Below are 21124 nucleotides of genomic sequence, written 5' to 3' on the forward strand. Positions count from 1 at the left end.
CGAAGCGACCAAGTTGGCTCACCGCGGGCCCTCCAGAAAGCGTCCGCCTGGAACGGAAATCAACGGTGCTAAGTAATTTGTAGAATGATTATTTATTAATTCAACTTATATAGAAGGAGGAACAGAACATGCGGTTTATCACAGCTGGAGAATCACACGGTCCGCAATTAACAGCCATCATCGAAGGACTTCCTGCACAGATGGAATTGACGGCTGAAATGATTAACAAAGAACTAATAAGAAGACAGGGCGGACACGGAAGAGGACGCCGTATGCAAATTGAAAAAGACCGCGTGGAAATTTCCTCAGGTGTACGCCATGGCAAGACAATCGGCTCACCGGTCACTTTGACAGTTGTAAATGACGACTGGAAGCACTGGACATCCATTATGGGAGTAGAACCGCTCGGAGAAGATGTAAATCCTGAAGATGTGAAACGACAAATTACCCGACCCCGTCCGGGTCATGCGGATTTAGTCGGCGGCATGAAATACGGCCACCGTGATCTGCGAAATGTACTGGAGCGTTCATCTGCACGGGAAACGACGATGCGGGTAGCGATTGGTGCTGTGGCGAAGCAGTTTTTAAGCCAATTAGGCATCCATACAGTTGCACATGTGACGGAAATCGGAGGAATTGAAACGAATCCCGCTGCTTACGCAAATTTATCTATGGAAGAGCTGCGTGAAATCGTAGAAGGAGATCCTGTTTACTGTGCGGATAAAGAAGCCTCCGTTAAAATGACGGAAGCGATTGATGCTATTAAAAAGCGCGGAGATACGCTTGGCGGTGTCGTTGAAGTAATGATCGAGGGATGTCCGCCGGGAATCGGCAGCTATGTGCAGTTCGACCGCAAGATGGACGGTAAATTAGCCGGCGCTATGATGAGTATCAATGCATTTAAAGGTGTGGAAGTGGGTCTTGGGTTTGACATGGCTAAAATGCCGGGCAGTGAAGTGCATGACGAAATCGGATGGAATGATGAGTTGGGCTATTACCGCAAGTCCAATCGTTTAGGCGGCCTGGAAGGCGGAATGACTACGGGAATGCCTATTGTGGTGCGTGGAGTTATGAAACCGATCCCTACGCTCTATAAACCGCTTGAAAGTGTCGACATTGATACGAAAGAATCATTTGTTGCGACCATTGAGCGCTCTGACCCTTGTGCAGTGCCGGCAGCTTCTGTTGTAGCGGAGCATGTCATTGCGACAGAAATGGCAAAAGCGATTATGGACGAATTCCGTTCCGATACAATGGACGGTCTTCAAAAAGATATTGAGCAATATAGACAGTATGTAAAGGAGTTTTAAGATGGAGAAATTAACCGTTTCCGTCAAAGAACATACGTACAATGTCCATGTCGGTTCCAATACGTACGAGCTGTTCGCGACTGAATACGCTGATTTGATCAGCAGTGCAGATAAAATCGGAATTATTGCAGATGCACATGTGGCAGAATTGCACTTGCCTTTGCTGCAGGAAGCACTGGCTAAAACAGGCCGGACAGTTTCAGTCAAGATTGTGCCGGGCGGGGAACGCTGTAAAGCCCCTGATGTCTATGTGGATTGTCAGTCGTTTTTGCTGAATGAAGGATTTACACGGAACTCTGTTCTCCTGGCATTTGGCGGGGGCGCCTGCGGTGATTTGACGGGTTTCGTGGCAGCAACATTTATGCGGGGAATCCGTTTTATCCAATGTCCTACTACGGTACTGGCACATGACAGTGCTGTAGGCGGCAAGACGGCGATCAATATGCCGGAAGGAAAGAATATGGTCGGGTCCTTCCACCAGCCCGCTGCAGTGCTGTTTGATACCAATGTATTCGAGACACTGCCAGCTTCAGAAATGCGATCCGGGATGGCAGAACTGATCAAGCATGCTTTTATTTCAGATGCGGACTGGTCTGATGAACTTCTCAACGAACAGCAATTTTCAGCACCTTCAATTGAATGGCTGCAGAAAGAACTGCTGCGGGGAATTAAAGTGAAAGCGCAAATCGTCGGAGAAGATGAATTCGAGCATTCCACTCGAAAGTTTTTAAACTTTGGCCATACATTCGGACACGCTATTGAGGCTGCGTCAGGATACGGCAGTCTTAGTCACGGAGAATGTGTCATGATCGGGATGGGCTACGCGTTTATTTTGAGTGAAAAACACGGTGATATTCTTCCGGAATATACAAATCGTTATCTGCAATTTGCCAAGGACAACGGTTATACATTTGAGCGGGTATTTTCTTATCCGTTTGAAGAGCTGCTGTCTTATATGCAGAAAGATAAAAAGGCTTCATTCGGGAAAATGAATTTTGTTTTGCTCAAGGAAGCCGGACAGCCTTTTGTTCAGGAAATCAGCACAGCGCAATGTCAGGAAGTATATGAAGAGTTTAAGCAAAGACTGGAAAGCGGGGGGATTGTGTGACGGTTAGGGGTATTAGAGGCGCAACGACTGTTGAACAGGACGACGCACAGGAGATTTTATCGTCAACAGAACAATTGGTGCTGGAAATGGCGGAAACTAATGGATTTGAGCCTGAGGATATTGCATCTGTCATTGTTTCGACGACGGTGGACTTGAAGGCAGCATTTCCTGCTAAATCAATTCGTTCCATTGAAGGATGGGCTTACGTACCGGTCATGTGTACACATGAAATTGATGTACCCGGCTCTATGCGTAAATGTATTCGTGTCATGATGAATGTTAATAGTGAGAAAAAACAGCATGAGATTCAGCATATTTATCAAAATAATGCAGTTCAGCTGCGGCCGGATCTGCAGAAATAATTTATTATTTATAAAGGAAGGTGACCCGGCTTATGAAATGGAAGCCTGTCTTATCAACTATGAAACCTTATACACCAGGACGTTCGATAAATGAAGTGAAACGTACATATGGACTCCAGGAAGTAAACAAGCTGGCATCCAATGAAAATCCCTACGGTTCATCTCCCGCTGTTGCGGAATATTTGCGTTCAAAGGCGGATCAATTTGAGATGTATCCGGATGTTTATACAGCAGGTCTGCGAACAAAATTAGCGGAGTTCCATCAAATAGATCCATCTGAAATTCTATTCAGCAACGGCTCCGATGAAATGGTGACGATTCTTTCCCGCGCTTTACTCCAGGCCGGTTCAAACACTGTAATGGCTGATGTGACTTTCCCTCAATATGCGCATAACGCAAAAATTGAAGGCGCAGAGGTGCGGGCAGTTCCTGTTCTTGAAAATGGTGATCATGACTTAGAAGGTTTTTTACGGGCAGCGGATGAAGAAACAGCAATTATCTGGGTGTGCAATCCGAATAATCCCACTGGCAATCTGCTGTCAAGTCAATCGGTAAAAGACTTCCTGGACCGTGCACCTAAAACAGCATTAGTTGTGCTGGATGAAGCGTACTTTGAATATGTGACGGCTCCGAATCAAGAAGATTCATTAAAATGGATCCACGACTACGACAACTTGATGGTCATGCGTACATTCTCTAAAGCGTACGGTCTTGCCAGCTTCCGTTTAGGGTATGCTGTGATGAATAAAGACCATGTCGCAGAACTGAATAAGGTGCGAAATCCCTTCAATAATAACTCACTTGCACTGGCTGTCGCAGAAGTGGCACTCGGGGATCAGCAATTTTTGCAGGACTGTGTATCGAAAAATGATAGAGAACGGAAAAGGTATGCAGAGTATGCAAAGAAGAACTCGCTTGCCATCTATCCTTCCGAGACGAATTTTGTGTTGATCGAAGTGCCCGTGGATGCAGATGTAGCTTGTGAAGTGCTGTTGCAGCAAGGATTCATCGTACGCAGCGGCAATTTGCTTGGAACGCCGGGATTTGTCCGGATTACGATAGGAACAACACAGCAGAACACGGATTTATTCAAAGCGTTCGATGTATTATTAACTAAAAAGTAAGGATAGATGACGATGAAAACTACTGTAAGTATTATAGGACTCGGCCTGATCGGAGGATCTCTCGGACTGGCGCTGAAACGGAATCCCGATGTACATGTAACCGGTTTTGACCGTTCCTATGCGACTGCAGACGAAGCATTTCGCAGAGGAATCATTGACACGGTCGCGCCTTCAGCAAAATCAGCCTGCGAGCAGGCTGACTTTGTCATTTTTGCGACGCCGGTAAATACGACGGTCGCTCTTTTTGAGGAAGCGGTTAATTGGAATTTTAGAGAGAATGCGATTGTCTCGGATACAGGAAGCACCAAAAAGCCTATTATGCAGGCTGCGGAGGCGCTTAAAAAGAAAGGCATCCATTTCATCGGAGGTCATCCGATGGCAGGTTCACATAAAAGCGGTGTATCCGCTGCGCTGGAGCATCTTTTTGAAAATGCATATTATATTTTGACGCCTGCTGATTCCACAACGGAAGAACAAATCACCCGGCTTGAAAATGTGCTGGAATCGACAAAAGCAAAATTGATTGTTCTGCAGGCGGAAGAACATGACCGTATGACTGCGATCATCAGCCACTTTCCGCATATCGTTGCGTCTTCACTCGTTGGCCGTTTAGCCGCACAGGAAGAAGGACAGCCCTTCGTCAAAAGACTTGCGGCAGGCGGATTTCGTGATCTGACACGCATAGCTTCTGCAGATCCCATTATGTGGCGGGATATTACCATTCAAAATCGGGAAGAGCTGCTGTCGCAGGTAGACGGCTGGCTGGGAGAGATGAATAATATCCGCGCGATGCTGGTGGAAAATAATTCTGATCATATATACAATTTCTTTAATCAGGCAAAAGAATACCGCGATCAGTTGCCTTCAACATACGACGGTGCCACTCAGGGTGCACTTTATATGACTTTTGATTTGCATATCGACGTACCTGACCATCCGGGGGTAATTTCTGAAATCACAAAGATTCTCGCAGAGGCGGATATCAGTTTGACGAATATTCGAATCGTAGAAACGAGAACAGACGTATATGGTATTTTAGTAGTCAGTTTCCAATCGGCAGCCGAGAGAAAACGTGCCCGTCAAGTTCTTTCACAGGAGACGGATTATTCAATGCATGTACTTTGATACAGCAATTTCATTTGTTAGGAGGAGAGCGAAATGACGGAAAAAAAGACGGTTTCATTCGAACAGCCTGTCCTCCGGGGAACGTTGGAAGTACCAGGAGATAAATCCATTTCTCATCGTGCGGTGATGCTTGGTTCAATTGCGAAAGGGAAGACATCTATCACAGGTTTCCTCGACGGCGAGGACTGTCTGAGCACGATCAGTATGTTCCGGCAGCTTGGTGTTTCCATTACACGTGAAGGGACCGCTGTTCAAGTGGACAGCCCCGGGATTGCAGGCTGGCAGACACCTCCCGGGAAGCTGGATGCGGGAAATTCGGGTACGACAGCCCGTCTGATGCTTGGAATTTTAGCAGGGGCATCTGTAAAAAGCACAATTTGCGGCGATCAATATTTAACCAAACGTCCAATGAAGCGTGTAACAGCGCCATTAGCCTTGATGGGTGCAGATATTGCCAGTGAAGAGCATGAAGATTACTTACCGCTTACTGTACAAGGAACAAAACTGCAGGCGATCGATTACCGGATGCCTGTAGCGAGTGCTCAAGTGAAATCCGCTGTTTTATTGGCAGGGCTTCAAGCGGAAGGTGTGACGGTCATTACGGAAACAGATATTTCACGAGACCATACAGAACGCATGCTGCGCCAATTCGGCGCTGAAATTTCACAAGAAGGAAAGACGATTTCAATCAAAGGAGGACAGCAATTGACCGGTACAGACGTGGTAGTGCCGGGAGATATATCATCTGCGGCTTTCTTTATGGTTGCTGCAGCAATGACAGCAGACAGCGACGTTTTGTTTGAAAAGGTTGGATTGAATCCTACACGAACAGGTATACTGGACGTATTGGACGCAATGGGTGTCCAGATGGAGCTGTCAGACGAACAAGGATTTGCCGGCGAACGGTATGGTACTGTCAGAATCCGGCATTCGAAGCTGAAAGCGACGGAAATCGGCGGTGAACTCATCCCGAGACTGATTGACGAACTGCCCGTACTCGCTCTGCTGGCGACGCAGGCGGAGGGCCGGACAGTAATTAAGGACGCGGAAGAGCTTCGGGTGAAAGAAACGGACCGAATCGAGGCGGTCGCGGCGGAACTCGGGAAGCTGGGTGCCAATATCGAGACGACGCCGGACGGAATGATTATTACCGGTCCTACAGTGTTGAAGGGCGCGACCCTGGCCTCATACGGCGACCACCGTCTCGGTATGATGGCGGCTGTTTCGGGTCTGATCACTGACGGCCCTGTCCATATTGATGACGCTTCCTGTATTGCGATTTCCTATCCGCAATTCTTTGAAGATCTGGAAGGACTAGTGAACACATAAAGATTTACAGAAAGCTCAGGTGAAATAATGAATAGTTTGCAGGAACTGGAGCAGTTTTTATTGGACGGAGATCTGAAATCTCTCAACGAAAGAATAGAAAAACTTCAAGCCACAACAGAGTTTGACCAGTTGTATGATGCGGCAAATCTTTTTATAGAATATGGTTTTCTCAGCCAGGCGGACGCTATTTTCTCTCAGCTGCTTGAGTTCTTCCCGGATGAAGCGCAGCTGAAAATCGACCGTGCTGCAGTGCTTCTGGAACTGGGCGAAGAAGATGATGCATTGCTTTTACTGACGGAAATCAAGCCGGAAGAAGAAGAGTATGCGCAGGCATTGCTGGCGCAGGCGGATTATTATCAGACGATCGGTCTTGCAGAAACAGCACTTTCTAAAGTGCGTGAAGCGAGCGCGCTTGCTCCTCACGAACCGGTGATTCAGCTGGCAGAGGCAGAGTTGCTGCTGGATTCGGGCAGATACAGTGAAGCGGTCAGAATCTATCAGAAGCTGCATGAGAAGGCGGATGAACTGGCGGGTGTACGCCTGTCTTCACGTCTCGCAGAAGCGTATAGTGCAGGAGCAGCTTATGAGGAAGCCATTCCTTACTATGAAGAACTGCTAGATCAGGAAACGAATCCAAATGAATTATTTGGACTCGGACTGGCATATTATCAGACAGAGCAATATACGGATGCGCTCAGCAAGCTTGAACAACTGCTTGAAATGGACCCTGACTATTTCTCGGCCTATATGCTGGCGGGGCAAAGCCATGCTCATCTGAATGAAGATGCACAGGCGCTGAAACTGTTCCAGAAGGGCATTGAGCGGGATGCCTATGACAAAGAACTTCAGCTGGCAGCAGGGAAGTCTGCCCTGAAACTTCAGCTGCCGCAAGAAGCAGAACGCTATCTGAAAGAGGCACTTGTTCTGGACCCTGAATATATTGATGCCCTCGTTACGCTTGCTTCTCTGTATGATCAGCAGGGAGATGACGGTGCTTTAATTGAATTACTGATCTATTCAGAAGCGGATCAATTAGAAATACCGCTGCTTCATGCGTTCATGGCCTATGCATATGAACGGACAGAAAGCTATAATGAGGCATATGAAATGTACAAGAAAGCATATGATGGAATGCAGGAGGATCCGGGCTTCATGGATCAGTATGCAAGATATTTATTGGAAGAAGGCAAGCAGGCTGAAGCACTGAAGGTTATTCGTCAGCTCGTTGAAATTGCACCCCAAGCAGAAGAATGGACAGTATATCTAGAAGGGCAATCTGAAGAGGAGGTGTGAAATGAATGCCATGGTTCCTGTAACCGCTAAGAAAGACTTTTTAAGGTGGTTTTTAAAGCGCTATCGGCTGAAGCGCCGGGAATGTGTATGGATTTTAAATTATCTTCTTAGCAATGAGCATTTATTGACCAATGTACACTTTACAGACGAAGCTCATCATTGTCCGAGGGCAATGATTATTTCCACCACGGAAGTAGACAGTATTCCATTTCGGTTTTATAAAGGAAACTTAATGACTGCGGATGCTGAAAAATCGTTTCACGACTTACGGCTTCATCCGGATGAAAAGATGTACATTCAGCTAAATTTCAAAAACAGCAATAAGTGTCCGGAATATGCCAGTGTTGCAGAAGAGAATCCATACCTTCCAGAAGACCTTCTGACTAAACGGAAGGATCAGGAAATCGCTGAGCGTCTGCTGGAAGAAAGCGTGACGCTGATGACGAATGAGATGCTGATGAAACGAATCGATGAAGCGCTGGATAAAGGGGATCGCGAACTTTTTATCAGCTTGACGGCACTTCTGAATGAAATGAAAAAAGATAAGGACCAGTGACCAATGACTTCGCCACATTCGGTGAAGTCATTGGTTTGCCTTGCGGTAAAATATGCGCTAAACTTTATGGAGCACTGAGGGAGGAATGAATATGAACTGGATTCCAAAAGATGTGGATACATATATTAGCCAAAAAGAGTATATTGACACCGTAGTAGTGCCGCTGATTGCAGTCGATACGAAGCCGGAAACAATGAAAAATAGTGCGTCCTCCTCAGAATTTCTGATGAATCTTTCTAAATTCATCGAAAAACAATTCAAAGGACGGATGATGTTCCTGCCTCCTGTATCGTATACACAGTCAACAGATATTCAGCAGCTGGCGGATACACTCTCCGAGGATTTGAAGAAATCTTCTTTCCTGCATATTTTCTATCTGACTACTGATCCGAAGTGGACAAGCGTTTCCACCGATGAGAAAGTCATCTGGCTGCCTTCTATACCGCTCGAAACAATGGACGACCATCTGCGCCAGACCATCATGGAAGACCAGCTGAGACAAGTGCTGACTCATTTCATGGATAAATGGAATGGACAGCAAGTAAATGAATGAAAACTAGTTTTTAGTGCAACAGTAAAGACTGGAGGAAAATTCATTCTTGTGCAGGTTGACAAGTAAATCTTCTTTTTCTAAAGTCTTTTCAGGCTGTATCGCTCATTTGAACCTTCTATTTGAGAAAGTTTGAAGAACTGTTCTCGTTTGTCACCAAATCTTAATATTTGTTCACAAACTTAAAGGCCTACTAAAAGCATTATTGAATTTACTTTCATCTTGATATATCATAGATATGTCCTAGTATTACAATTAGCAAAAGAATGTCCGTGGGACTGACTTTGGAGTAAGAGGAGGGAAATTACTGATGAGCAATAAAGTGTCTAGACGCACGTTCCTGAGCTATACACTAATGGGAACTGGTGGGTTCATGGCTTCTGCGATGCTGATGCCGATGATTCGCTTTGCAATTGATCCTGTATTGGCGAGTGCTGGCAGTTCGGATTTTATCCCGACACCACAAAAAGAGGCTGAGTTGACAGAAACTCCGGTTCGAGTAGACTATACAATCAAAGACCGACAAGATGCATGGTATACTTCTGACGAATCAAACACAGCTTGGGTCTACAAAGAAGGCGACAAGGTTATCGCACTTTCTCCAGTCTGTAAGCACCTTGGGTGTACAGTAAACTGGGAAGGCGACGAGCATAAAAATGAGTTTTTCTGCCCATGTCACGCAGGACGTTACAAAAAGAATGGTCAAAACATACCAGGAACACCGCCGCTTGGACCGCTTGATGAGTATGAAGTGGAAATCGTCGACGGATTTGTCTATCTTGGTGCAACAATACCGAACACATTAGTCTAAAGGGTAAGGGGGTACGAACGCAGTGTTAAATAAAATTTACGATTGGGTGGATGAACGGTTAGACATCACTCCAATATGGCGAGACATCGCTGACCATGAAGTACCTGAGCACGTAAACCCTGCACATCATTTTTCTGCATTCATCTATTGTTTCGGAGGTTTGACGTTCTTCGTAACGGTGATTCAAATCTTGTCTGGTATGTTCCTGACAATGTATTACACACCGGATATCGAAAACGCATGGAAATCAGTTTTCTACCTTCAAAATGATGTTGCATTCGGTGAACTTGTGCGTGGAATGCACCACTGGGGAGCTTCGTTAGTTATTGTTATGATGTTCCTACATACTTTGCGTGTATTCTTTACAGGGTCTTATAAGAAGCCTCGTGAATTGAACTGGATCGTCGGCGTGCTGATTTTCGGCGTAATGCTAGGTCTTGGGTTCACAGGATATCTATTGCCTTGGGATATGAAAGCATTATTTGCAACAAAAGTTGGGATTGAGATTGCCGCGTCGGTACCTTTCATCGGAGAACAGATCAAGATTCTTCTCGCTGGTGATTCTACAATTTTAGGTGCGCAGACGTTAACAAGATTCTTCGCGATTCATGTATTTTTCCTACCGGCTGCTTTGCTTGGGTTGCTTGCAGCACACTTTATCATGATCAGAAGACAAGGTATTTCCGGACCACTATAAGAACCAATTTTTTGGTTAGGGTCATCTGAAATTTAAGAAGGAGGGAATAACATGCACCGCGGAAAAGGGATGAAATTTGTTGGGGATTCGCGCATCAAAGCTTCAAACAAAATGCCGAATACACCAAAGGATTACTCAGAATATCCGGGTAAAACCGAAGCATTCTGGCCAAACTTTCTATTGAAAGAGTGGATGATTGGAGCCGTTTTCTTAATTGGTTATCTGATTGTCACACTTGCACACCCGTCTCCGCTTGAGCGTCAAGCGGACCCGACGGATACTATGTATATACCGGTTCCAGACTGGTATTTCCTATTCATGTATCAATTACTGAAATATGAATTCGCATCCGGTCCTTTCAACGTGGTCGGTGCCATCATCATTCCAGGATTGGCATTTATGGCTTTAATGTTGGTTCCTTTTATGGATACAACAAAAGAGAGACGTCCATTTAAACGTCCATTGCCAACAGGATTCATGATTCTTTCATTCTTGGCGATTTTCTACCTGACTTGGGAATCAGTTGCTAACCATGACTGGGAAGCTGCAAAAGTTCAAGGTGCAATCGTTGATGAAGTAGAATTTGATGAAACGGCTGAGGGGTATGAAATCTACCAAGGTTCTTCCTGTATTGGCTGTCACGGTGACTCATTCCAAGGCGGACTGGGCTTGCCATTGACGAATACAGGTATGACAGCAGATGAAATTATAAACATTGCCCATGAAGGCCGTGGAGGAATGCCTCCTGGTACATGGGAAGGTTCAGATGAAGATCTTCAAGTGCTTGCAGAGTTCATTGAAGGTTTGAATACTAAGTAAGAAAAAAGAGTCAGGAAACTGACTCTTTTTTTATATAGAATTCTAAAGTGTAAAGCGCCGTTTAGTCTCGACAGGCACTGGAGGGCTTGCCAATACGGTGCGTTCTTTGCACCTTATTGGCGAGACCGAAGTGACCCGAGAGACTGGCGCTTGGAACTGGATGTATCTAAAGCGGAAGATGCCGTTTAGCTCCGACAGGCGTTGGCCGACTAAGTTCGCCGCGTCCTGCGGCAACGTCGGCACTAATACTTCCTGTACGTCGGAGGCCTGGCCACAAAGGCGTTCTTTGCCTTTTTGGCCAGGCCGAAACGACCCGAGGAGCTGGCATCTGCAGCTGGATGTATCTAAAGTGTAAAGTGCCGTTTAGTCTCGACAGGCACTGGAGGGCTTGCCAATACGGTGCGTTCTTTGCACCTTATTGGCGAGACCGAAGTGACCCGAGAGACTGGCGCTTGGAACTGGATGTATCTAAAGTGTAAAGCGCCGTTTAGTCTCGACAGGCACTGTAGGGCTTGCCGCAAAGGCATACATACAAATACATTAAAAAGTAAGGGGGATTGTTTTTGCGTATTTTATTCACGCAGCTCTGGATAACTTTGTCTCACAAATCTTTTTTGTGGTTTCTGCTCTTCATTAATATATTTGGCACGGTTTACGGATATGACTGGTATATGTGGCAGCTGGAAATAACGGAACCGAAGTTTTGGATATTCGTGCCGGACAGCCCGACCGCTACCTTGTTTTTCTGTTTCGCCATTATCGGCTGGCTGATGAAACGTCATTTCAAGTTAATGGAAGCGCTCGCACTGATCACACTGGTGAAGTATGGTGTCTGGGCAGTCGTCATGAATTTACTGACTCTGGCAGAAACAGGATCGATCGGCTGGGTTGGCTGGATGCTGATCGGCTCTCATTTTGCAATGGCGCTGCAGGGAATACTGTACTTGCCGAATTATCGATTCAACGGCTGGCATATCGCCATCGCTGCGATTTGGACCTTGCATAATGATGTGATCGATTATGTATTCGGCCAAATGCCAATTTACCACGATCTCATGAAGTACAGTCCGCAGATCGGCTATTTCACGTTCTGGATGTCGATCGCGTGTATCGGAATTGCTATTTGGAGCCTGAACTCGAGACGTACTTCGCTTCAGAACTGACTGTAGTTAAAAGTTGCAGTAAGCAAGTAAACATTATAAAATTAGAGTAGAAAGAAAGGGGAGAGATCGGCTTGTTCTTGATCTATTTAGGTATTATTATATTGCTTCCGCTCTATGCGCAATTTAAAGTGAAAAGCACATATAAGAAATACTCGAAAGTAGCTTCTACGTCAGGTATGACAGGAGCGCAAGTGGCTCGTCTTATTTTAGACCAAAATGGTTTACATGATGTGAAAGTGGTGGAGAGCAAAGGATTCCTTAGTGACCACTATAATCCAATGACAAAAATTGTTGCATTATCTTCAAGTAACTATCACGAAGCATCGGTTGCAGGGACCGCAATTGCCGCACACGAAGTGGGCCATGCGATTCAAGATAAAGAGGCGTATGCTTTTCTGCGCTTCCGTCACAGACTGGCACCTGTTGCCAGCTTGACTTCAAACGCTTCTTGGGTTTTCATTATGATCGGCTTAATTTTCTCAAGCATGAATTCATTGCTGGGGATCGGAATAGTATTGATGGCTGTAGGAGTTTTATTCCAGGTTGTTACTTTGCCTGTAGAATTCAATGCTTCTTCACGTGCTATGGATCAAATTGTTGCACACGGAATCATTCGCAACGAAGAAGAACCATTGGCAAAGAAAGTATTGAGTGCCGCTGCTATGACATATGTTGCTGCTACTGCAGTGGCTGTTCTGGAGCTGGTGCGTTTATTATTAATTTTCACAAGCCGCGACTGATTATTAGAAATTTATATGAATTAAAGGCCGTCCGCTTAGCGGACGGCCTTTAATCTTGTATCGGACGCTTTTGCTCGTCCAATGTAAAGCCTTCGCCCATCACGTCGTGGACTTCCATTAAGGATACGAACGCTTCGGGGTCGACTGAATTAATGATATTCTTCAAACGGATCATTTCGTTCTTACCGACCACGCAATAAAGAATTTCACGGTCAGCTTTGGAAAAATGTCCATATCCTTTGAAGACTGTCACACCCCGGTCCATCACTGTGCTGATCATCCCTGCCAGCTCATCAGGATAATTGGTGATTATAAATGCCCCGCGTGCTGAATACGCACCTTCCTGAACGAAATCAATGACTCGTGCGCCGACAAACAGGGCGACCAGTGTATACATCATCGAGCGATAATCCAAGTACACAGCCCACGACAGCAAAATGACTGCTGCATCAAATGCAAACATCGTTTTTCCCATTGTGATGCCGTACTTTTTATGAGCAAGTCTTGCAATAATGTCTGAACCGCCTGTCGTTCCGCCGCTTCTGAAAATAATACCGAGACCGACACCGATGAAAACACCCGCAAATAAAGAGACTAGGAATAAATCGCCCTCCATATGGATCTCCACTTGGTATTTCATAAAAATCTTAATGAAAACAGATACAGCGACCGTTCCGATAACTGTATAAATAAACGCCCGTCTCCCAAGCATCTTCCAACCTAGAAAGAACATCGGGATATTCAGCACCAGGTTCATCAAGGCAGGATCCCATTGAAATGCAAAAAGCAAAATAAGCGTAATCCCTGTAAATCCACCCTCGGCCAGCTCATGCTGAATCGTGAAATTCACCAATCCAAAACTGAAAATAGCTGCCCCGAGTATAATTAATAATATATTTCGTATACGGATGCCACTGAACAACGACAACACTCCTTTTATTCGAGCAATAATAACAGTATGTCCCAAATATTTTATTTTGACAATAGTCAGCGAAATGCATACGATAGGAAGGGGAGCTGATACTGCATGGAAACAACAAAAACAATGGTACAATTACAGCAAGAAGTCGATACATACATAACAGGCTTTAAAGAAGGCTATTTTCCGCCAATGGAACTGATGGCCCGGCTGACAGAAGAGCTTGGCGAACTGTCCCGCGAAGTGCAGGACCGCTACGGCATAAAGAAAAAGAAGTCTACCGAAGCAGTACGGACACTTGAAGAAGAAACAGGAGATCTTTTATTCGTCCTGATTTGTTTTGCCAACTCACAGAATATTAACTTGACCGAAGCGCTGGGTACCGTAATGGATAAATTCAAAACGAGAGATGCAGACCGCTGGACCAAAAAGGAGGAATTGTAATGACAATCAAATTAGCAATAGCAGGCGCCCGTGGACGTATGGGCGGAACGGCGGTGCTTGCTGCGAATGAAGTTGCTGATATAGAGGTAGTGGCAGCACTTGATTATAAACATGACGGAGAATTTCTACATAATGAAACGGTAACAGATATGGAAGGCGGAGTTCCGATCTATACATCACTTTCCGCACTGAACGCAGCGCATCATCCCGATATCCTGCTTGATGTGACAGATCCTGACGCAGTTTTTGCCAACGCAAGTGAGGCACTGACACTTGGTCTGCATGTCGTCATCGGTACATCCGGATTGACGGCAGAAATGCTAACGGACTTAGAATCACTATCAAAAGAGCAGCAGAGAAGCTGTATTATTGCGCCGAACTTTTCAATCGGAGCGGTCTTGATGATGAAATTTGCACAGCAGGCGGCCCGCTATTTAGGTGATATTGAAATACTGGAAATGCATCATGACCGGAAATTGGATGCACCGTCCGGGACTGCAGTAAAAACAGCTGAAATGATCCGGGAAGTCCGTGCAGCGCATATTCAGGGACACCCGGAGGAACAGGAAAAGATGGCAGGAGCACGGGGAGCTGACGTCGAAGGAATGAAAATTCACAGTATACGCCTGCCCGGATTGCTTGCCCATCAGGAAGTATTGCTTGGGGGAGAAGGGGAATTGCTGAAGATCCGCCACGATTCATTCGATCGTAAATCGTTTGCGCCGGGAATTTTACTGGCGATCCGTGAAGCAGTCTCAACAACTCAGTTCGTTTACGGACTGGAAAAGATTATCGATTAAACATCCCAGTGAGGCGGTAGAGCATATGCAACAGCATAAATTAAAAGTAGGTGTCATCTGTTATCCTTCATTGGGCGGGTCGGGTGTTGTCGCAACTGAATTGGGCTTGAAAATGGCAGACAGAGGACATGAAATGCATTACATCACATCCAGCAAACCATTTCGGTTTCTTGATGCGCATCCGAATATTCATTTTCATGAAGTGACAATTGAAGGATATGCTGTTTTCAAATACCCGCCGTATGATATTGCACTGGCTAACCGCATAGCGCAAATCATCGAATCGGAGGATCTGGATCTTTTGCATGTACATTACGCAGTACCGCACGCGATATCTGCGGTTTTAGCGAAAGATATGGCGGAATCCACAATCGGAATTATCACCACACTGCATGGAACAGATGTGACAATTCTTGGCTATGATCCTAATTTAAAAAATACTCTATCCTATGGCATTAATAAATCGGATCGTGTCACTGCAGTTTCACATTCATTACAAAATGAAACGATCGAACTGCTGCATCCAAAAACTGCTATCCAAACCATTTACAATTTCATTGATGAAGATAAATATTATCCGCATGAAACGACATCGCTACGTGAAGAACTCGGAATTACGGCTGACGAAAACGTACTGATCCATATTTCGAACTTCCGTAAAGTCAAACGAATCCCGGATATCATCAAAAGCTTTGAGCTAATCCGCAAGCAGCATAATGTCAAGCTGCTGCTTGTCGGTGAAGGTCCTGAGAAATTTGATTTGGAAAAGTATGTGAAGACGAAGGGACTGCAGGACGATATACTGTTCCTCGGCAAGCGTGATGATCTCCCGGAATTATTATCCCTCAGCGATGTCATGCTCTTGCTTTCAGAGAAAGAAGCATTTGGACTTGTGCTTCTTGAAGGCTTTGCGTGCGGTGTGCCGGCTGTTGCCACTGCGATTGGCGGCATCCCGGAAGTTGTGGAGGACGGACATAATGGCTATCTTGTTGAGCTGGGTGATGTACAGGCGGTTGCGGAGAGAGTAACCCGTTTACTGACGGATGAGGAGCTGCGCAGACAAATGAAACAGCATGCTGTCCAAACTGTGCAGGAACAATTCAGTTCGGAACATATTGTGTCACAGTACGAAGCATTATATGAAGAAGTGGCGGAGATAAAATGAAAACTTCTTTTGGATCGGCAGCGAGCCGGAGTGTCGTCAGGCAATTGGCGGCTGCTGGTTACGAAGCAGTATTTGTTGGCGGTGCTGTACGTGACTTTGCACTGGGCAAAGAACCTGCCGATATCGATATCGCAACGTCAGCCTTGCCCGAACAAGTAAAAGAGGTATTCGGCCATACAGTTGATATCGGCATCGCACATGGAACGGTGTTAGTCATATTGGAAGGCGAACCGATCGAGGTCACAACATTCAGGACAGAAGGCACGTACAGTGATCACCGGCGGCCAGAGGGAGTCTTCTATGTCACTTCGCTGAAAGAAGATCTGCAGCGGCGTGATTTTACGATTAATGCACTGGCGATGACACTGGATGGTGAATTGATCGACCTTTTCGGCGGACTGCAAGATTTGGAAGACCGGTTCATTCGCTGTGTTGGAAATCCTGCCGAACGTTTCAGTGAAGATGCTTTGCGGATTTTTCGTGCGCTGCGTTTTACTTCCGTACTCGATTTCCGGATTGAGCAGGAAACACTGGATGCGATGAAGAAAATGGCATATGAATTGCGTCACATCGCCAGAGAGCGGATTAAAACGGAAATGGATAAGCTGTTAACAGGCCGGAATCCGTCTGCTGCATTCCAATTCAGCAGAGAAATAAAACTTCCGGAACTGTTTCCAGAGCTGTTTTCTTCATTCGAAAGACTGGACGAGTATGCTCCTTTCCGAAGTGTCCGTCACGGCTGGGCTGCAATACTTGCGCTGAGTGAAAGTAATGCTTCAGAGCTTACCCGACAGTTTAAGCTTTCCAATGAAGACAAACGTTTTTTGAAACAGTTTGAGGAAGCTTCGGCAAAACGAAAAAAACATTTATTCGAAGAGCTCGACCTGTATGATTTTCCGCTCGATGTATTGGAAATCACCGAAATGATCCATTTATCGCGATATCCCAATGAAAAAGTGGAGCCAGTGGAAGAATTAGCTGCACGAAAGCAGCAATTACCGATCCAGCAGCGGTCTGAACTGGCATTTACTGGGACAGATTTATTGGAGTGGTCAGGCAGACGCGGCGGAAAATGGACGAGTGAGTGGATACGAATCATTGAAGAAGCGGTTGTATGCAGACTGATTGAAAATGACGCGCAGGCGATAAAGGAATGGTTTGTCTATGAAATCTCCCGTAAAGAATGAGTTATTGAAAAGATTATTTGCTGCTCAAGGCGAGCCGGTATCAGGCCAGGACATAGCCGATGAATTTGGGCTGTCTCGCACGGCAATATGGAAATATATTAAAGAGTTAGAAGAAGAGGGCTATGAAATCGGTTCGATGCGTAAAAAGGGCTATTTTTTAATTCAGGCACCGGATTTGGTGAATGCCGCGAACATCAGTACATATCTGCAGACGGAGCGCTATGGACGTCATATCCAACATTTCTCCACATGCCCGACAACTCAGACGATAGCACATGAGAAAGCACAGGGCGGAGCAGTGGACGGCACGCTGATTATTTCTGAAGAACAAACGGCCGGAAAAGGACGCCTCGCGCGGCCCTGGGCTTCAAACGCCGGGCGCGGTATCTGGATGAGTCTGATCATTCGTCCCAAACTGGCGCCGCAGCAAGCACCCCAGCTGACTCTTGTTGCAGCAGTTGCAATCGTCCGGGCGATAGAAGATGTGGCGGAAATTCAGCCTGTCATTAAATGGCCTAACGATATTTTACTTAACGGCAAGAAAGTGACCGGTATTTTGACGGAGCTGCAGGCAGATCCCGACCGTGTAAAAGCGATTATCCTCGGAATAGGATTGAACGCCAATCAGGAGCCAGAAGATTTCCCGGATGAGCTGCAGGCGATTGCCACTTCATTGAAAATTGAAACAGGCATACATATAGACCGGGCGGAATTGGTGGCAAAAATACTGCAATATCTGGAGCACTACACAACACTCTATGTAGAAAAAGGCTTTGCGCCCATAAAATTATTGTGGGAAAGTTACGCAACGATCACAGGTAAGCGAATTACTGCCCGTATGGTCAATGAAACGGTTGAAGGAACTGCGCTTGGTATTTCATCAGAGGGTATGCTGGAATTGAAGCTCGATGACGGAACGGTGCGGGGAATTTATTCTGCTGACATAGAAATTAAGAATTAAAACTATACAGAATCTTACTGTTTTGATATAGTATACATCGAAGGGCGGTATCGATGAAGAGCTGCACCTGTATATGAATTGAAATAGCAACTAGATCTGCCTTGATCTGAAAAGACAGGGACGGAGGATGCATTGACTAATGCTTACACAACCCTTCTGTCCAATTATGGATCAGCAGGGTTTTATTTTTGTGATAATGGACAAGAATACCCGCTGAAATCATTCCAAAAGGAGAAGATGAACAGTGAAAACTACAACAGATTTTTCAAAAATGAAAGCAGCCGGGGAAAAAATCAGCATGCTGACGGCATATGATTTTCCGACAGCACAAATTGCAGAGCAGGCAGGCGTAGATGTCCTGCTGGTCGGTGATTCATTGGGAATGGTCGTATTAGGATATGATTCGACAGCACTCGTGACACTTGACGAAATGATTCACCACGGAAAAGCAGTACGCCGAGGGGCAAAAGATACGTTTGTCATCGTGGATATGCCTTTTGGGACGTATCACGGTTCGGCGGACCAAACGCTTCAGCAGGCGCTGCGTCTATTCCAGGAAACTTCTGCGAATGCAGTGAAAGTGGAAGGCAGCGGCGAAGTGATCGACAAGATTCGTCTGCTGACAACAGCAGGAATTCCAGTCTGTGCACATCTGGGACTGCTTCCTCAGTCAGCGGGCGTAACGGGCGGCTATAAAGTGCAAGGGAAAACAGCTGCAGCTGCACAGCAGTTAATTGATGATGCCAAGGCTTGTGAAGCGGCAGGGGCATTCATGATTGTCGTTGAATGTATTCCGTTCCAATTGGCGAAAGAAGTGGCAGCTGCTGTATCGATTCCGCTGATCGGTATCGGTGCGGGCGCAGAAACAGACGGTCAGGTTCTTGTTTTTCACGATATGGTGCGCTACGGCAATCATAATCTGCCGAAATTTGTAGAAAGCTATGCAGATATTGGCAAAGATATTGAAGGAGCAATCAAACTCTATAATCTGGCAGTGAAAAACGGTTCTTTCCCTTCAGAAAGCCATCGCTTCACAATGAAAGAAGAAGAGCTGGATGCCCTGTACGGAGGAAAGAAACTATGAATGCAAATGCGACTATGCAAATCGTACGCTCGGTAGCGGAGCTGCAGAATATCTTAAACCCGCGGCAGCGTGAGGGCAGGACAGTCGGTTTCGTGCCGACAATGGGTTTCCTTCATGAAGGACATCTTGCGCTGGCCGGCCAGGCAAGAAGAGAGCATGATGTAGTTGTCATGAGTATTTTCGTCAATCCTGCACAATTCGGACCCGGGGAGGACTATGAGGCCTATCCGCGTGATGAGCAGCGCGATGCGGAATTGGCGGCGGCAGCAGGGGTGGATTATTTATTCATTCCGTCCGTTGAAGAAATGTATCCGCATGACAGCTCGATACGGATTTTACCGGGAACGCAGGCTGAACAGCTCTGCGGCGCGAGCAGACCGGGACATTTCGACGGAGTTCTGAAAGTTTTGCTGAAACTGTTCAATATCGTCGATCCTGATGAGTCCTACTTCGGAATGAAAGATGCACAGCAATTGGCGATAATTGAGACATTTGTACGGGACTTTAATTTGCGAACAGCGATTAACCGTGTCGAAACAGTGCGTGAAGAAGACGGCTTGGCGAAAAGCTCGCGCAACGTCCGTCTGACAGAGCGGGAACGAAAAGAAGCAAGTGCGATTAACCGTGCGTTGGCAAGCGGCAAGAAAAGTTATTATGAAGGTGTGCCGCTTAGTGAAATTGAGAAAATCGTCAGTTCAGCAATTGAGAATCATACTTCAGGTACGATTGATTACGTCAAAGCATTAGCCTATCCTTCTCTGGATGAAGACTTCAGCGATGCAGATGAGGTAATTATCGCAGCTGCCGTTAAATTTTCTTCCACAAGGTTAATCGATAATATTATTATGTCAACAATAAAGGATGAGAGAAAATGATTAGAATGATGATGAATGGGAAAATCCACCGCGCGACTGTAACAGAAGCCAATCTGAACTATGTAGGCAGTATTACAATTGACCGCGATCTGTTGGATGCTGCAGGCATGCTACCAAATGAAAAGGTACAGATCGTCAATAATAACAACGGAGCACGCTTTGAAACCTATATTATTGAAGGTGAAAGAGGGAGCGGCGTCATCTGTGTAAACGGCGCAGCAGCCCGCCTGGTACAACCAGGAGATATTGTCATCATTTTGAATTATGTCTACTTGTCCGACGAAGAAGCACGCACACACCAGCCGAACGTTCTGATCATGGACGAGCAGAACCGCATTAAAGAACTCATCACTGAAAAACCCGGTGTGGCAATATTTTAAGACTGCCGGCACACAGGGAGAAAACGTTAAAAAACATAGCAATTGGGGACGCAATTCGCTTATGAATTGGTGTCCCCATTTTTGTTGTTATATCAATATTTAGACGATTATCGATAGTAAACCGTGTTAGAATCGGCAGACGAATTAACAACAGCACATAAATTTATGTGCCACTGCTAATTACGTTGTTAATATGCTTGTTAATTGGTGGGTGGAATGGATTCCTTGAAAGCAATTTTGAATCAATTGAAAACGTCGAAGAGAACAAAGTATTTTATGCTAAAATAGATTATAAGAGGACGGCTTATTAAACAATCAGGGC

23 protein-coding genes are annotated in these 21124 nt (G+C 45.7%); 22 read left to right on the forward strand and 1 reads right to left on the reverse strand.

Translation table 11 applies throughout. From position 1 onward, the window contains the following. Positions 1 to 128: 128 nt before the first annotated feature. The 14 genes from aroC to NCCP2331_RS09115 all read left to right on the forward strand — a co-directional run bounded on the left by aroC (position 129) and on the right by NCCP2331_RS09115 (position 12987). Positions 129 to 1310, forward strand: a complete 1182-nt coding sequence (aroC, locus tag NCCP2331_RS09050) for a chorismate synthase (protein ID WP_251670128.1) — start codon at positions 129 to 131, stop codon at positions 1308 to 1310. Position 1311: 1 nt separating this feature from the next. Continuing rightward, the gene (gene aroB, locus NCCP2331_RS09055; protein WP_251670130.1) at positions 1312 to 2418 is read left to right on the forward strand and encodes a 3-dehydroquinate synthase; all 1107 of its coding nucleotides are present in this window, start codon (positions 1312 to 1314) and stop codon (positions 2416 to 2418) included. Continuing rightward, positions 2415 to 2780, forward strand: a complete 366-nt coding sequence (gene aroH / locus NCCP2331_RS09060; RefSeq protein ID WP_251670132.1) for a chorismate mutase — start codon at positions 2415 to 2417, stop codon at positions 2778 to 2780. Before aroB ends, aroH begins: the two co-directional genes overlap by 4 nt. 32 nt (positions 2781 to 2812) lie before the next feature. Beyond that, positions 2813 to 3904 (forward strand): histidinol-phosphate transaminase, encoded by a 1092-nt coding sequence (hisC, locus tag NCCP2331_RS09065; RefSeq protein ID WP_251670134.1) that lies wholly within the window; start codon positions 2813 to 2815, stop codon positions 3902 to 3904. Between the two features lie 12 nt (positions 3905 to 3916). Further along, positions 3917 to 5029, forward strand: a complete 1113-nt coding sequence (locus tag NCCP2331_RS09070) for a prephenate dehydrogenase (RefSeq protein ID WP_251670136.1) — start codon at positions 3917 to 3919, stop codon at positions 5027 to 5029. 33 nt (positions 5030 to 5062) lie between these two features. Beyond that, positions 5063 to 6358, forward strand: coding sequence for a 3-phosphoshikimate 1-carboxyvinyltransferase (aroA, locus tag NCCP2331_RS09075; protein WP_251670138.1), 1296 nt, complete (start codon positions 5063 to 5065; stop codon positions 6356 to 6358). A 27-nt stretch (positions 6359 to 6385) separates the two neighbouring features. Then, the gene (locus NCCP2331_RS09080) at positions 6386 to 7651 is read left to right on the forward strand and encodes a tetratricopeptide repeat protein (protein WP_251670140.1); all 1266 of its coding nucleotides are present in this window, start codon (positions 6386 to 6388) and stop codon (positions 7649 to 7651) included. Between the two features lies 1 nt (position 7652). Beyond that, positions 7653 to 8207, forward strand: a complete 555-nt coding sequence (locus tag NCCP2331_RS09085) for a ReoY family proteolytic degradation factor (protein ID WP_153720263.1) — start codon at positions 7653 to 7655, stop codon at positions 8205 to 8207. Positions 8208 to 8298: 91 nt separating this feature from the next. After that, complete coding sequence (locus NCCP2331_RS09090) at positions 8299 to 8760, forward strand: DUF2487 family protein (protein ID WP_251670142.1); 462 nt, start codon at positions 8299 to 8301, stop codon at positions 8758 to 8760. A 304-nt stretch (positions 8761 to 9064) separates the two neighbouring features. After that, a complete protein-coding gene (locus NCCP2331_RS09095; protein WP_153720261.1) occupies positions 9065 to 9568 on the forward strand; it encodes a Rieske (2Fe-2S) protein in 504 nt (167 codons plus the stop codon). 22 nt (positions 9569 to 9590) lie between these two features. Next, positions 9591 to 10265: a menaquinol-cytochrome c reductase cytochrome b subunit gene (qcrB, locus tag NCCP2331_RS09100; RefSeq protein ID WP_029053030.1), complete on the forward strand. Its 675-nt coding sequence runs from the start codon at positions 9591 to 9593 to the stop codon at positions 10263 to 10265. A 51-nt stretch (positions 10266 to 10316) separates the two neighbouring features. Continuing rightward, positions 10317 to 11084, forward strand: a complete 768-nt coding sequence (locus NCCP2331_RS09105) for a menaquinol-cytochrome c reductase cytochrome b/c subunit (protein ID WP_153720260.1) — start codon at positions 10317 to 10319, stop codon at positions 11082 to 11084. Between the two features lie 563 nt (positions 11085 to 11647). Beyond that, positions 11648 to 12247: a lipoprotein heptaprenylglyceryl N-acetyltransferase LhaT gene (gene lhaT, locus NCCP2331_RS09110; protein WP_251670144.1), complete on the forward strand. Its 600-nt coding sequence runs from the start codon at positions 11648 to 11650 to the stop codon at positions 12245 to 12247. Positions 12248 to 12312: 65 nt separating this feature from the next. Next, positions 12313 to 12987, forward strand: a complete 675-nt coding sequence (locus NCCP2331_RS09115) for a zinc metallopeptidase (protein WP_251670167.1) — start codon at positions 12313 to 12315, stop codon at positions 12985 to 12987. A gap of 49 nt (positions 12988 to 13036) precedes the next feature. Here NCCP2331_RS09115 and NCCP2331_RS09120 read toward each other — a convergent pair whose 3' ends face one another. Next, positions 13037 to 13909: a YitT family protein gene (locus NCCP2331_RS09120; RefSeq protein WP_251670146.1), complete on the reverse strand. Its 873-nt coding sequence runs from the start codon at positions 13907 to 13909 to the stop codon at positions 13037 to 13039. A gap of 105 nt (positions 13910 to 14014) precedes the next feature. Between NCCP2331_RS09120 and NCCP2331_RS09125 the strand changes: the two genes are divergently transcribed. From NCCP2331_RS09125 to panD, 8 genes are all read left to right on the forward strand, one after another. Continuing rightward, positions 14015 to 14350: a nucleotide pyrophosphohydrolase gene (locus NCCP2331_RS09125; protein ID WP_251670148.1), complete on the forward strand. Its 336-nt coding sequence runs from the start codon at positions 14015 to 14017 to the stop codon at positions 14348 to 14350. Continuing rightward, positions 14350 to 15150, forward strand: a complete 801-nt coding sequence (gene dapB / locus NCCP2331_RS09130; RefSeq protein WP_251670150.1) for a 4-hydroxy-tetrahydrodipicolinate reductase — start codon at positions 14350 to 14352, stop codon at positions 15148 to 15150. Before NCCP2331_RS09125 ends, dapB begins: the two co-directional genes overlap by 1 nt. A gap of 25 nt (positions 15151 to 15175) precedes the next feature. Next, positions 15176 to 16315 (forward strand): N-acetyl-alpha-D-glucosaminyl L-malate synthase BshA, encoded by a 1140-nt coding sequence (gene bshA, locus NCCP2331_RS09135; protein WP_251670152.1) that lies wholly within the window; start codon positions 15176 to 15178, stop codon positions 16313 to 16315. Then, on the forward strand, positions 16312 to 17502 hold the full coding sequence (locus NCCP2331_RS09140) for a CCA tRNA nucleotidyltransferase (protein ID WP_251670155.1): 1191 nt from the start codon (positions 16312 to 16314) through the stop codon (positions 17500 to 17502). The genes bshA and NCCP2331_RS09140 overlap by 4 nt, the downstream gene beginning before the upstream one ends. Next, positions 17480 to 18463 carry a biotin--[acetyl-CoA-carboxylase] ligase gene (locus NCCP2331_RS09145; RefSeq protein ID WP_251670158.1) on the forward strand — a complete coding sequence of 328 codons (984 nt, stop codon included), beginning with the start codon at positions 17480 to 17482 and terminating at the stop codon, positions 18461 to 18463. Before NCCP2331_RS09140 ends, NCCP2331_RS09145 begins: the two co-directional genes overlap by 23 nt. Before the next feature lie 244 nt (positions 18464 to 18707). Further along, positions 18708 to 19547, forward strand: a complete 840-nt coding sequence (gene panB, locus NCCP2331_RS09150; RefSeq protein WP_251670160.1) for a 3-methyl-2-oxobutanoate hydroxymethyltransferase — start codon at positions 18708 to 18710, stop codon at positions 19545 to 19547. Continuing rightward, positions 19544 to 20422 carry a pantoate--beta-alanine ligase gene (panC, locus tag NCCP2331_RS09155; RefSeq protein ID WP_309296366.1) on the forward strand — a complete coding sequence of 293 codons (879 nt, stop codon included), beginning with the start codon at positions 19544 to 19546 and terminating at the stop codon, positions 20420 to 20422. Before panB ends, panC begins: the two co-directional genes overlap by 4 nt. Beyond that, complete coding sequence (panD, locus tag NCCP2331_RS09160) at positions 20419 to 20802, forward strand: aspartate 1-decarboxylase (protein ID WP_251670161.1); 384 nt, start codon at positions 20419 to 20421, stop codon at positions 20800 to 20802. The genes panC and panD overlap by 4 nt, the downstream gene beginning before the upstream one ends. Positions 20803 to 21124 lie beyond the last annotated feature (322 nt).

This window comes from Sporosarcina sp. NCCP-2331 (genome assembly GCF_023707945.1).
Classification (GTDB): Bacteria; Bacillota; Bacilli; order Bacillales_A; family Planococcaceae; genus Sporosarcina; species Sporosarcina cascadiensis.

Excerpts from the sequence above, each read along its gene's own strand:
- hisC (WP_251670134.1), top strand. The coding sequence starts at position 2,813 with ATGAAATGGAAGCCTGTCTTATCAACTATGAAACCTTATACACCAGGA.
- NCCP2331_RS09085 (WP_153720263.1), top strand. The coding sequence starts at position 7,653 with ATGAATGCCATGGTTCCTGTAACCGCTAAGAAAGACTTTTTAAGGTGG.
- NCCP2331_RS09070 (WP_251670136.1), top strand. The coding sequence starts at position 3,917 with ATGAAAACTACTGTAAGTATTATAGGACTCGGCCTGATCGGAGGATCT.
- NCCP2331_RS09140 (WP_251670155.1), top strand. The coding sequence starts at position 16,312 with ATGAAAACTTCTTTTGGATCGGCAGCGAGCCGGAGTGTCGTCAGGCAA.
- NCCP2331_RS09080 (WP_251670140.1), top strand. The coding sequence starts at position 6,386 with ATGAATAGTTTGCAGGAACTGGAGCAGTTTTTATTGGACGGAGATCTG.
- NCCP2331_RS09105 (WP_153720260.1), top strand. The coding sequence starts at position 10,317 with ATGCACCGCGGAAAAGGGATGAAATTTGTTGGGGATTCGCGCATCAAA.
- dapB (WP_251670150.1), top strand. The coding sequence starts at position 14,350 with ATGACAATCAAATTAGCAATAGCAGGCGCCCGTGGACGTATGGGCGGA.
- NCCP2331_RS09090 (WP_251670142.1), top strand. The coding sequence starts at position 8,299 with ATGAACTGGATTCCAAAAGATGTGGATACATATATTAGCCAAAAAGAG.
- panC (WP_309296366.1), top strand. The coding sequence starts at position 19,544 with ATGAATGCAAATGCGACTATGCAAATCGTACGCTCGGTAGCGGAGCTG.
- NCCP2331_RS09125 (WP_251670148.1), top strand. The coding sequence starts at position 14,015 with ATGGAAACAACAAAAACAATGGTACAATTACAGCAAGAAGTCGATACA.
- NCCP2331_RS09145 (WP_251670158.1), top strand. The coding sequence starts at position 17,480 with ATGAAATCTCCCGTAAAGAATGAGTTATTGAAAAGATTATTTGCTGCT.
- aroA (WP_251670138.1), top strand. The coding sequence starts at position 5,063 with ATGACGGAAAAAAAGACGGTTTCATTCGAACAGCCTGTCCTCCGGGGA.
- aroB (WP_251670130.1), top strand. The coding sequence starts at position 1,312 with ATGGAGAAATTAACCGTTTCCGTCAAAGAACATACGTACAATGTCCAT.
- aroC (WP_251670128.1), top strand. The coding sequence starts at position 129 with ATGCGGTTTATCACAGCTGGAGAATCACACGGTCCGCAATTAACAGCC.
- bshA (WP_251670152.1), top strand. The coding sequence starts at position 15,176 with ATGCAACAGCATAAATTAAAAGTAGGTGTCATCTGTTATCCTTCATTG.
- panD (WP_251670161.1), top strand. The coding sequence starts at position 20,419 with ATGATTAGAATGATGATGAATGGGAAAATCCACCGCGCGACTGTAACA.